General features: G+C 68.5%; 6 protein-coding genes. 2 read left to right on the top strand and 4 right to left on the bottom strand.

Going from position 1 to position 12,486, the window contains the following annotated elements; all coding sequences use genetic code 11:
- Nucleotides 1-34: 34 nt before the first annotated feature.
- Nucleotides 35-4,267, top strand: a complete 4,233-nt coding sequence (locus B9C43_RS45985) for a DNA/RNA non-specific endonuclease (protein WP_084433653.1) — start codon at nucleotides 35-37, stop codon at nucleotides 4,265-4,267.
- Between the two features lie 37 nt (nucleotides 4,268-4,304).
- Nucleotides 4,305-4,658 carry a hypothetical protein gene (locus B9C43_RS45980; RefSeq protein ID WP_084433652.1) on the top strand — a complete coding sequence of 118 codons (354 nt, stop codon included), beginning with the start codon at nucleotides 4,305-4,307 and terminating at the stop codon, nucleotides 4,656-4,658.
- A 2-nt stretch (nucleotides 4,659-4,660) separates the two neighbouring features.
- On the opposite strand, the gene B9C43_RS45975 is transcribed toward B9C43_RS45980, so the two are convergent.
- From B9C43_RS45975 to fdhF, 4 genes are read right to left on the bottom strand one after another with little or no spacing between them, the layout of a single operon-like run.
- The gene (locus B9C43_RS45975; protein WP_084433651.1) at nucleotides 4,661-6,568 is read right to left on the bottom strand and encodes a molybdopterin biosynthesis protein; all 1,908 of its coding nucleotides are present in this window, start codon (nucleotides 6,566-6,568) and stop codon (nucleotides 4,661-4,663) included.
- The gene (locus B9C43_RS45970) at nucleotides 6,565-7,800 is read right to left on the bottom strand and encodes a molybdopterin molybdotransferase MoeA (RefSeq protein WP_084433650.1); all 1,236 of its coding nucleotides are present in this window, start codon (nucleotides 7,798-7,800) and stop codon (nucleotides 6,565-6,567) included. Before B9C43_RS45970 ends, B9C43_RS45975 begins: the two co-directional genes overlap by 4 nt.
- A complete protein-coding gene (locus tag B9C43_RS45965; RefSeq protein ID WP_084433649.1) occupies nucleotides 7,797-9,527 on the bottom strand; it encodes an NAD(P)H-dependent oxidoreductase subunit E in 1,731 nt (576 codons plus the stop codon). The genes B9C43_RS45970 and B9C43_RS45965 overlap by 4 nt, the downstream gene beginning before the upstream one ends.
- Nucleotides 9,524-12,466 carry a formate dehydrogenase subunit alpha gene (fdhF, locus tag B9C43_RS45960; RefSeq protein WP_035883112.1) on the bottom strand — a complete coding sequence of 981 codons (2,943 nt, stop codon included), beginning with the start codon at nucleotides 12,464-12,466 and terminating at the stop codon, nucleotides 9,524-9,526. The genes B9C43_RS45965 and fdhF overlap by 4 nt, the downstream gene beginning before the upstream one ends.
- Between the last annotated feature and the right edge of the window lie 20 nt (nucleotides 12,467-12,486).

The following is a 12,486-nucleotide window of genomic DNA, read 5'->3' as shown; positions in this document are numbered from 1 at the left end:
CCTCTTTCGGCTTGGAGAGCAGGCTTTCTTCGGCATGAAAAAATTACCCAGAAGACCGGTTGTTCTCGCTGTGGTTGTCGCGTTGTTCGCGGGAATCGTCAACGGGAGCGCGACAGCCGCGCCAGAGCGCGTGGAACAGTCCCAGGTGCAGAACGAGCCGGATCCCGATCAGGAGCAGCTGCTCGCGCAGCTGGAGCGGGACCTGATCGCCGATATCGCCGGGTCCGACCGCGAGGACGAAGAGGTTCGTACGGCCGCACGGGAGACGCTGCGCAAGCTCGAAGCAGGGGACCGGGCCGCGGCGCAGATCTTCTTCGACGTCGGCTATCCAGCGGCGAAGGCGAAAGCGAAGAAGCGCAAGGAAGACGCTGACGCCGCCAACCGGGCGCAGATCCAGCCGCTGGCGGGCACTGGTGGCCCCGCGTTCCGGGCCGCGGTCGACCGTGCGCTGCGGGGTGATGCGCGCGCCCGCGAGGAGTTCCTGGCGTTTGGCCGGGATATCGCCGCCGAAGAGGATCGGCGCAACGGCGCTCACGAGAGGGAGCTGAAAGACCGTCGGCGGGCGCACGTGCAGACGGCCGCCCAGCTCGGTGGCCCTGAGGTGTCCAAGGCGGCGAAAGCGGCACTGGCACAAGGGGATGCGGCCATCGAGGAGTTCCTCAGGACCGGCTATCTGGCCGCGGCCCAGCGCGATGCCGAGGAGCGGGAACGGCAGCTCGCGGAGCTGGAGCGGCAGCGCAAAGAGGCCGCGGCGGCCTCGGAGCTGGCGCAGCGGACCGCGCGGGCGATGCGTGCCCGGACGGCGTTGCTCGCCGCGCACGCTGATGGCTTGAAATTCTTGGAGCGCACGGCGAATGACATGACGCTGGCGGCGAACGCCTCCCGTGAGGCGGCCAGGGTCCTGGCCGCGGACCTGGCCGGGGGCACGTATCACGCCGAGTTGTACCAGCGGGCCAAGGACGATGTCGCGCGCCAGCTCGGATACGCGGTGACGGACGCGGCCGCGGCGCAGAGTGCTGCGAACGTGGCGCGTACCCAGGCGAACATCTTGGTAGAGAACCAGATGCCGCATGGCGCGCAGTGGGCCAAGGTCGTGCAGGGCATGGGCGCGTCCGCGGAGGCGGCCAAGCTGGCCACGCAGACGGCCGTGCACGCGGTGGACGCGATCACGGCTGAGGCCGCGGCCACGGACGCCACCGAGAAGGCCAAGGCGCACATGGAGAACGCCAAGCGGTGGAACGCGACCGCCAAATCCCACGCCGACTCGGCCAAGGAACTCGCCACGGCGGCGAAGGAACAAGCTCTCGCCGCGGCGGACGCGGCTGCGCGAGCCAAGCAGGCGCGCCTTGACGCGGAAACCGCGTTGACTCGGGCGCAGGCGCACGCAGAGAACGTGAAGCGGGCCAGGACGACCGCTGAAGTCGAGCGGAACACCGCTGCCGAGAAGCGCGACGAGGCCCAGCGGTGGCGTGACGAAGCCGGGCGCAAACGCCTCGAGGCCGAGGCCAAGCAGCGGGAAGCGGCAGCACAACGGGCGATCGCCCAGCGGGAGGCGGGTGTCGCGGCCGCCAAGCGTCAGGACGCCGAGGCGCTGCAACGTACTGCCGCGCAGAAGCGCCGGGATGCCCAAGCACAGGAGCAGATCGCGGCGGATGCCGCGGCTGGTGCCCGCGCCCAGGAGAAGACCGCTTTGGACGCCATGAGACACACCCAGGATCTGGCGTCGCAGGCGAATCAGCTCAGGCAACAGGCTGAGGAGGCCAGCCGCTCGGCGGACACCGCCGAGAAGAAGGCCAAGGCGCTGGAGGACTTGGCCCAGCGGGCTGCTGGGATGGCCGACGCCACCCCGCAGGCGAAGGAGGCGGCACGGGTAGCGGCTCAGCAGGCCAGGACTGACGCCACCACTGCCCGCCAGGCAGCCAACGACGCACGAACTGCTGCCAACGATGCCGGTGCGGCCGCTGAGCAGTCCCGTGCGGCGTCCATTGCGGCCGATGCCGCGGCGGGACGTTCCCGTGCGGCAGCGGACCGTGCGCAGGCGGCTGCTTCAGCGGCAAGAGCAGCGGCCAACGAGGCTGAAGCCGCTGCGGAGAAGTCACGTGCGGCGGCCAATGAGGCGCAAGCGGCTGCGGCGCGGGCGAATCAGGCGGCCAACCAGGCCGAGACCGAAGCAGCGGCGGTCCACGCCGAGGCGATCAGGGCGAACGCTTCGGCTGAGGAAGCCACGGCGCAGGAGGCTCGTGCGGCCGACAACGCCCGCAAAGCCGTCGAACTTGCCAACCAGGCGGCATGGGAATCAGTCCAGGCGCTCGACGCGGCCCGGCGGACGCAGGACGAGGCCAACGCTTCGGCCATCGAGGCGGCCACAGCGGCCACACAAGCGGGCATCGCGACCCGGTCGGCTGCCGCGGCGACGCGGTCATCCTCGGCGATCGCCACCCCAGCGAGCACCGCGATCGACCTGACGAGCCCGTTCGCTGAGTCCGATGTGGACGCTGACTTCGTCGCGATGGTGGCCGCACGGGCCCGTGACCTCGGTGACTCACACCAGCGAGCGGCGAACCAGGCCGCGGCGAACGCCGCCGAGCAGGCCAGGCAGGCGGCAGCGGCAGCGGAGACCGCCCAGGGTGAGATCGCCCCAGCGTTCCACTCCGCGTCCGAGGCAGCGAAAGCCGCGCAAGAGGCAGCCAAATCCGCGGCGGCGGCGCAAGTGTCGGCTGCGGCTGCCGCGGTGGATGGAGCCGCAGCCCGTGCTGCGGCGGCACAAGCCAACGCGGTGGACGCGCAGGCACAGGCTGATGCCTTGGCCGCTCGCGCTGCGGCCAACGAGGCAGCGGCGGACGCGGCATTGGCCGGCCGTGCTGCCGATCAGGCTGAGGCCGATGCTCGTGCGGCACGTCAGGCGGCGAACAACGCGACTCGTGCGGCGGATGAAGCCAGGGCGGCCGCTAACCGTGCCACCCGGGATGCCGACGCGGCAAGGGCCGCGGCCGCCCAGGCGCAGATCGACGCCGATGAAGCACGTAAATCCGCTGACCGAGCGAACGAGCATGCCCTGGCGGCTGAGGAATCGGCGAAGAACGCCGAGAACTACGCGCGAGAAGCCGAGAAGAGCGCGGCCAACGCCGAGGCCAGTGCCAAGAACGTCGAGGCGATGCTCGCCCAGATGCTTGAGCAACTGCGGCGCGAGGCCGAAGAACGGAACCGGCGGGAGATCGAGGAAGTCATCACCGACGAGTCCGAGATCTCCGGCCTGACACCGGAAGAGGAACAGGCGCTGCGGGAAGCGCGGGGACAGCAGGGGATCGACGAGTTCAACACGGCACGGGCGAACGCGAACAAGACCCTTTTGTCCTACATCGAGGCCGAGGGCGGGCAGATCCTGCTCGACCTGATCGGCTACACCGACGCCAAGCGCTGCTTCACCGAAGGCGACTTCATCGCGTGCGTGATGACGGTGCTCAACGCGATTCCGATCGCCAGGCTGGCCAAGGTGCTGTCCAAGATCCCTGAAGCGGTCTCAACGGCCGTCAAGATCGTCAAGGGCCTGCGCACCTTCAAGGACGTCGTGACGCTCGGCCGCCGGGTGGCCAAGCAGATCAAGGAGTACGTCCAGCGCTACATCAAGAAGTGCAAGACCGGCATCGGTTCGAAGGCTCAGGGGCCGCGCTGCGACGTGGACCAGGAACAGTTGTGGGACCCGACCAAGTCGCCGAAGCCGGGGGAGACGCGGAGCAATCCGATCCCGTTCCCTCTCGCTCTGCACGACCCCCTGTTCCCCAAGCTGGAAGATGAGGACAAGAGAAGGGACAAGAGTTGCTCGGCTGGCACCGACCGGTGGGAGTTCAACACCAAGATGCATGACTTCGGTCCAGCACTGCGAGCCACGGGCGGCGCAGCCTGTGTCCTGAAGACCTCGGGCATACCGGGAAACCCGGCCACACCTGCCGGCCTTGACCCGAGCAAGCATGACAAGGGGCACATCATCGGGGCGGCCTTCTATGGGTCGAACGAGGTGAAGAACATCGTGCCGCAGTTCAGAACGGTGAACCGGCGATGGATCAACCTCTATCTCGAAGCGAAGGTCCGGCGGGCGCTGAAAGCCGGTGACCGGGTGTACATGGCGGTACTGCCGTACTACGGGCAAGATCCCGCGGTGCCGGAGAGGATGTACTTCTATGCGTACGGAATGAAGACCGACTTCCGGTGCATCGGGATGATGGAGAACACCGAGACTGCCACAAAACCAGCTGACTGTCTGATCTGATGACGTCACGCCTTGCCGACAATGTCGTCGGCAAAGCGTGACCGTTTCGAGAAAGGTCAACGAACACCTGGCGAATTTCGTCGAAGAGTTCGACCTGAAGCTGGAAGTCGCACGGCTGTCGCGGGAGGAATGCGACCTCTACGAGGTGTTTCCGGAGCCAGGAGGAGTGATCCCGTTCGCCTCCGACCTAGCGGGCGGGTCACTTTTCTGGCTGCCTCGGACATCCGATCCCGACGAGTGGCATGTGGTCTACCAAAGCAGGGACAGTCCCGAAGACTGGACGACAACGGAACTGTCGATGACGGCCGTGATGTTCGAACTGGTGACCAGTCAAGGCACTGACAACATCCTCGGCTGGGAGATCACCGAGCGGTCCTTCGTGCCTTTCTAGGATCAGCGGACGCGACGGCCGGTCTCGGCGCAGGAATACCCGCCGAGTGCCTCCACTTCGGCCTGGAACTCCGGGCGCGACAGCAGATCCCACAGCGGTGCGAGCAAGTCGTTGGACAGGTCGTCCGTGCGCAACACGAGGTCGTACGGTTCCTGCGCCACTGGCACGAAGTCCAAGTTGAAGGCACGCGCCGCGGCAAGGATCCCCAAGCCGGTGTCGGCGCGACCGGCGGCCACGGCGGCAGCGACGGCCAGGTGGGTGTGCTCCTCGCGGGCGTACCCGGGGATCGTGGTCGGGTCGATCCCCCGCTGATTGAGCTCGTAATCCAGCAAAGCCCGGGTTCCGGCACCGCGTTGACGGTTGACGTACCTCAGGTCCGGTTGTGTGAGGTCGTCGATTCCCTTGAGGCCCAGCGGGTTTCCCGGTGCCACGATGAGGCCCTGGTCGCGGTGCACGAGCCGGATCACCGCGATACCGTCACCGAGCAGTTTGTCCACATAGGGCAGTGTGTATTCGCCCGTTGCCGGGTCGAGCAGGTGGGAACCGGCGATGTGGCACAGTCCGTCGCGCAGTGCGACGAGTCCGCCGAGTGACCCGACGTTCGAGGACGCGAGGGTGATCAGCGGGTCGGCGGCGCGCAGTGCGGATGCCGCGAGGTCCAGCACGAGGTCGTGCGAGCCGATCGCCACGATCGTCCGGTTGATTTCACTGAGCCCGCGCAGGAGTTCCACGCGGACTTCGGATCCGGCGTGATGGCCCTCGACTCCGGCGGGCACGAGGAGCAGGCCGTCCGCCCGGACCAGCGAGGTGAGCACACCAGCGCCACGCGGCAGCGGAGTAGCGACGACTTGGTCCTGGGCGCGGCCGAGGCGGACGCGTACCCAGTCGTCCATTCCGAAGGCGGACGGGAGTTTGCGGGCCAGCCGGGCCGTTGTGGACGGTCGTTCGCGTGGTGCGGCGCCTTCGAGTTCGGCCAGCACTGGCGCGGCGAAGATGTCGAACGTCAACGCGGCCGACACCGGGTACCCGGGCACGCCGAGAACTGGCGTCGCCGGGTCGCCTTTGGCCGTCCCGAGCACGACCGGGTGGCCCGGGCGTACGGCAACTCCATGTACCGCAACGGATCCCGCGCTGGCGACTACGCGTGCCGTGTAGTCGTCGCGGCCCGCGCTGGAGCCGGCGATCAGCATGACGAGGTCGGCGTTCTCGGCGGCAGCGCGCAATGCCGTGGTGATGGCGTCCGGGTCGTCCACGACGACGTCCGTCACCCGCGCCTCGCACCCGGCCTCGCGGGCCTGCGCGGCGAGCATCAACGAGTTGGTGTCGAGGATTTCGCCGGGCCGCAGTTCCGACCCGATCGGCCGGATCTCGTCCCCTGTCGGGATGATCGCGACGACCGGCGCACGCCGGACCGCCAGCTCGACCACTCCGGCAGCGGCACAGGCGGCGACGTCAACGGGACGCAGCCGATGGCCTTGCGGCAATAGCAGTTCCGCCGCGCTGATGTCCTCACCGATGGACCGGACGTGCTGGTACGGCGGCACAGCGGCATGCAGCTCGGCGCCTTCGGCCGTCCGGTGCACGTGCTCGCGCATGACAACCGCGTCATAACCCGGAGGGAGCGGGTCGCCGGTGTCGACGACCTCGAAGTCGGTCACGACGACGGGACTTGTCTCCGACGCACCCACGGTGTCGGATGCGCGGACCGCGATGCCGTCCATGGCTGACGAGTCAAAGGCCGGGGAGGAGCGTTGAGCCCACACCGGGGCTGCCGTCACGCGGCCGACGGCCTCACCGACGGGCACGCGGATCGTCTCCACGCGCGCTGGGCATCCCGCGGCGGCGCGTGCCTCCCGCCAGGCGGCGTGGGCCTCGGCGGCGGGAACGTCGGAGACGAAGGGGCTGTTCATGGGTACAGCGTGACATCCACGTCGATCCCGGCGTCCAGGCCGGTCGCCGGTTCGGGAATGATCACGTACCCGTCCGCCCGGGTGAGCACGGACAGCAGCGCGGACGGCCCGAACAGCGGCTCGGCCACGCCGTCGGTGACCTTGACCTGGATGATGTCCAGCCGTCCCGCCGCGGACGCCAGGTCACGCGACAACCGGGCACGGACATTCGGCCGTGCGGGAGGCTTGTCGCAGCCGCTGATCCGCCACAGCAGCGGGATCCCGATCTGCCCGAACACGACCAATGCGGACAACGGGTTGCCCGGCAGGCCGATCAACGGCACCCGATCCGACGAACCTCGGCCGCACTCAGCCAGGAGCGTCGGTTTGCCGGGCTTGATGGCCAGCCCGTGACACCACACATCACCCACGGCAGCCACCGCGCCCGCGGTCTCGTCCCGTGCGCCGACTGACGACCCGGCCGAGACGACGACCAGGTCGGACTCGGGCAGGACCTCGGTCAGTTTCTCCTTCAGCGCACCGGGTTCGTCCGACACGATGCCCGCGATCACGGGCTCGCCGCCTGCCTCGATCACCAGCCCGGCCAGAGCGGAGGCCGTGGCATCCCGGACCTGGCCCGCGGTCAGGTGCGCAGTCTCCGGCGGGACGACCTCGTCCCCGGTGGAGATGATCGCCACCCGCGGCCGGGCGTGCACGCAGATCGACGTGACTCCGGCCGCGGCGAGAAGGCCCAGGTCAGGCGCTCGTAGTGGACGGCCGCCGGTGACGAGTGGGGCTCCGGCGGCGACGTCGTCATCGGCACGGACGATGCCGCCACCCGGCGCCACCGGCCGTGTCACCTCGATCGTTCCGGGCATGGTCTCGGCCGTGTACTCGACCATGACGACCGCGTCGGCGCCGTCGGGAATCACGCCACCGGTCGGCATCGCGACGCAGGCCCCCGGTTTGACGGAAACCGCTGGCGCCTCACCCATCCGGACCGAGCCGATCAGGTCCAGATAGGACGGCAGGCCTTCCGACGCGCCGTACGTGTCGGCCGCCCTGACCGCGAAGCCATCCACAGTGGACTTGGCAAAACCTGGCAAGGCTTGCGGCGACAAGATGTCGGCGGCTGGCACACGGTGCAAAGCCGCCGACAACGGAACCTCTTCGACTCCAGTGCGATGAGCTGGACGGAAACCCGCCAGTGCCTCGGCGACCGTGCGGGTGGTGAAGAATTCGCGTCCGCTCAACGTCCTGGCTGTTCCTTCGATCCTTCCGGCTTGGGCTGCGGACGTGCGGCTGCCCCGCCCTTGCCCAAGCCGAGCACCGAGACCACCGGGCCGAGCGCCACCTGGCCGAGGCCGCAGATGGAGGTCTTCCGCATGGCCTCCTCCAGCTGCAGGATCTTCCCGCGCTGCGCTTCGTCCAGAGTGGACCCAGAGTCCAGCACGCCACGCAGCAACGTGTGCGCCTTGGTCGACCCGACCCGGCACGGCACGCACTTGCCGCACGACTCGTTGCGGAAGAACCGCAACACGTTCGTCGACGCGGCCAGCAGATCCGTACCCTCAGCCAGAACCACGAGCGCACCCGAGCCGAGCATCGTGCCCGCCTTGGCCAAGGTGCCGAAGTCCAGCTGAAGGTCGAGCTGGTCCGGTCCGATGAAGTTGGACGACGCGCCACCGGGCTGCACCGCGCCGACCTCGGCGCCGTCCAGCACGCCACCAGCGGTGTCGATCAGCTCGCGGACGGTCGTGCCCATCGGAACGCAGTACACGCCGGGGTTCTGCACGTGCCCGGACACGGCGAAGAACTTCCAGCCGACCGACTCGCCGACGCCCTGCTCGGCCCACCATTCGGCGCCGCGCTGCAGGATCACCGGCACGTCGGCGAAGGTCTCCACCGAGTTGATCAACGTCGGCCTGCCGTGCAGACCGTAGTTGCCGGGGAACGGCGGCTTGTTGCGTGGCTCGCCGCGGTGGCCCTCCATGCACTCCAGCAGCGCGGTCTCCTCGCCGAGGATGTAGCCGCCAGGGGAGACGAAGATGTCCAGCTGCAGCCGTTTCCCGCTGCCGCAGGCGTCCGCGCCGATCACACCGGCCTCGCGCAGCGCGGCGATTTCCTCGCGCAGCACGTGCTCTTCCGGCCCGTACTCGTGCCGGATGAAGACCCAGCCTTCCTCGGCGCCGACCACGGCCATCCCGAGCAGCAGGCCCTCCAGCACCAGGTGCGGCTGGTCGGCAAGGATCTGGCGGTCCTTGAAGGTGCCCGGCTCGGACTCGTCGGCGTTGCAGATCGCGTACTTCACCGTGCCCGGCTGGGCCGCCGCGACCAGGCCCCACTTCTGCCCGGTCGGGAAGCCCGCGCCGCCCATTCCCCGCAGCCCCGAGTCCTTCAGCGTGGCCACAATGGACTCGGCGCTGATCTCACCGGCCAGGAACGCCCGCAGGGACTTGTACCGCTCCACGACACCGGACCCGGCCGGGTACGGGTCGTTCGGCCACGGCTCAGCCCGCCGCGAGGCCGAAGCGTGCCCGACACCCTCGCCGCGCGCCGACGTGACCAAATTGTCCACTTCGGACACGGGTGTCGGGTGCTCGTTGACCGCGGCGGCCGGAGCGACGTCGCAGCGGCCGAGGCAGGACACCTCGACCAGTTCGACGTCGGTGTCCTGACCGTACTTCGCCTTGATCTCGGCGATCCGGTCGTCGCCGGACCGCAGCCAGCAGGACAGGTCGTGGCAGACGCTCAGCTGGACCTTCTTCGGCGGCGTGGTGCGAAAGTGCGGGTAGAACGAGATCAGGCCCTCGATCTCGTACCGCGGCCTGCGCACCTCGCGGGCCAGTTCCTCCAGCTCTTCGCGAGGCAGCCAGCCCAGCCTGGCCTGGATCGCGTTGAGGGCCGGGATCAGCGACGGCCCGGGGAACTTGCCTGCCCGCGCTTCGACACCTGCAACCCGCTCAGGACTGATCGTCATTCCGCGACTCCAACCGCTTCGACGGCCTCCGCGTGCGCGGCGCCCAACGCCTCGACTTGCACGGCACAGAACTTGAACTCCGGGATCTTGCCGTACGGGTCGATCTCGTCGATGGTCAGCAGGTTCGCCGCGGCTTCCCGGAAGTGGAACGGGATGAAGCAGTTGCCCAGCTGTTCCCGGTGCGAGATCCGGACCTGCAGCTCGATCTCACCGCGCCGCGAACGCACCCGGACCCGCTCGCCGTGCGCCAGACCGCGGTCGGCCGCGTCCTTCGGGTGCAGGTACACCTCGGGGATCGGCGAGATCGTGTCCAACGCGAACGACCGCCTGGTCATCGACCCGGTATGCCAGTGCTCCAGCAATCGCCCGGTGTTCAACACGAGCGGGTACTCCGCGTCCGGCAGTTCCTTGGCGGGCAACCACTGCGCGGGAACGAGGTGCGCGAGGCCGTCGTCGGTGTTGAACCGCTCGTCGAACAGCACGACGGTGCCGTCGGAGTGCTCCGGGTCCTCGTTCGGGTAAAGCTTCCCGGACAGGCCCAGGTTGTCGTGCCGCAGGTTCTTGTACGACGGCATCAGCGCGACCATCTCGTCGAAGATCTCGCTGGGCGACGAGTAGTCCCAGTCCAAGCCGACGCGCTTGGCGATGTCCTGGACGATCTCCCAGTCCACCCGGGCCTGGCCCGGCGGGTCCATCACCTTGCGGCCGAGCTGCACGCGCCGGTCGGTGTTGGTGTAGCTGCCTTCCTTCTCCAGGTAGGAGGACGCGGGCAGGATCACGTCGGCGAACTCGGCCGTCTCGGTGAGGAAGATGTCCTGCACGACCAGGAAATCCAGTGCTGCAAGGGCTTTGCGGACCTTGTTGATGTTCGGGTCGGACAGGAACGGGTTCTCGCCGAGCATGTACATCCCGCGCACGCCGCCCGGCTTGAGCACCGAGCCGATGATCTCGGTGACCGTCAGGCCGCGGTTCGGGTCGAGCTGCGTACCCCACGCCTCCTCGAACCGCTTGCGTGTCGCGTCACGGTCCACGCCTTGGTAGTCCGGGTAGAACATCGGGATCAGGCCCGCGTCCGACGCGCCCTGCACGTTGTTCTGGCCGCGCAGCGGGTGCAGGCCGGTGCCGGGGCGCCCGACGTTGCCGGTGATCGAGCACAGCGCGATCAGGCAGCGCGCGTTGTCCGTTCCGGTGGTGTGCTGGGAAATTCCCATGCCCCAGTAGATGACGCCCGCACCGGCCTCGCCCCATTCCTTGGCGACCGTGCGGATCAGGTCCGCGTCCACGCCGGTGATCTGGGCGGCGCGCTCCGGCGGGTAGTCCGCGACTGTGCGCGCGAGCTCGTCGTAGTTGGAGACGCGCTCGCGGATGAAGTCACGGTCGATCAGGCCGAGCCGGATCACCTCGTGCATGATCGCGTTGTAGAACGCCACGTCCGTGCCCGGCTTGACCTGGCAGTGGTAGTCGGCGTGCTCGGCGACCGTGCTGGCGCGCGGGTCGACGTAGACGATCTTCGTGCCGCGCCTGCGGGCCTGCTTGAAGAACGAGCTCGCGACCGGGTGGTTCGCGGTCGGGTTGGACCCGGTGATGATCACGATGTCGGCGTTGGCCACGTCGCCGTAGGTCGTGGACACGGCACCGGAACCGACGCCTTCGAACAACGCCGCGACCGAGGACGCGTGGCACAGGCGCGTGCAGTGGTCGACGTTGTTGGTGCCGAACCCGGCCCTGATCAGCTTCTGGAAGAGGTACGCCTCCTCGTTGGAGCACTTCGCCGAGCCGAACCCGGCGATCGCACCGGGACCCTGGGTCGCGTGGATCTCCTTGAGCTTGCTGGCGACGAGGTCGAGCGCCTCTTCCCAGGTGGCCTCGCGGAAGTGCGGCATCACCTCGTCGTAGTCGACCAGGCCGCCGGGCTTGCGCCTGCCGTCCCGGCCTTTCTTGCCGCCGCTGCGTTCGCCGCCGTTGCCCGCACGGCCGCGGTCGTTGTGCGAGTCACCACGCACGTCCGCGGACAGCGCGCCCTTGGGGTACGAGGACTCCTTGCGGATCAACGGGACCGTCAGCCGCTGAGGTGAGGCCGCGTAGTCCCAGCCGTACCGGCCCTTGACGCACAGGCGGCTCTTCGAGCCTGGCTGGTCACGGCCTTCGGCGAACGAGATCGCGCCGCGCTCGCGGTCCACGTAGTAGGTCAGCGCGCACCCGACGCCGCAGTACGGGCAGACGCTGTCGACCGCGTCGAGCTGCTCGCGTGGCTGGATCGGGATGAGGTTGATCGGCTTGTTGGTCAGCGCACCGGTCGGGCAGGCCTGCACGCACTCACCGCACGTCACGCAGGAGCTCTGGCCCATCGGGTCGTTGAAGTCGAACGCGATCTTCGTCGAGTAGCCCTTGCCGGACCGGCCGATCACGTCGTTGCCTTGGATGTCGTCACAGGCACGCACGCAGCGGTCGCAGAGGATGCACGCGTCGTGGTTGACGTTGATGACCGGGTTGGACGTGTCGATGCCGCGACCGGAACCGCACGGCAGGTCGGTCGTCTCCTTGGCCACGTCGAACTGGTCGGCCAGCTCCAGCAGGAGGTTGTCGCCGGTCGTGGTCTGCTTGGGGTCCTCGGCGCGGTCGGGCTGGTCGGACAGCAGCAGTTCGGTGAGCGTGGCGCGGTTGCGCTCCAGCTCAGGTGTGTCGGTCTTGACCTCCATGCCGTCTTCGCACGGCCGGACACACGCGGCGGCGAAGACGCGCCCGCCCGTGTCCACGACGCACATGCGGCAGACGCCGACGGGGTCATAACGTTCGTTGTGACAGAGGACCGGAATATCCACGCCGACCTGCTTGGCAGCGTCGTAGATGCTCGTTCCCTCGGGCACGGTGACAGATTGGCCGTCGATGCTCGCCGTGATTGTGCGCACGGCTGTGGTGGGCTCGTCGACTGCCGTCATAGCTGACCTCCGTCAGTGGA

The organism is Kibdelosporangium aridum (genome assembly GCF_900176515.1).
Taxonomy (GTDB): Bacteria; Actinomycetota; Actinomycetes; order Mycobacteriales; family Pseudonocardiaceae; genus Kibdelosporangium; species Kibdelosporangium aridum.
This window is presented reverse-complemented; position numbering and strand designations above follow the sequence as displayed.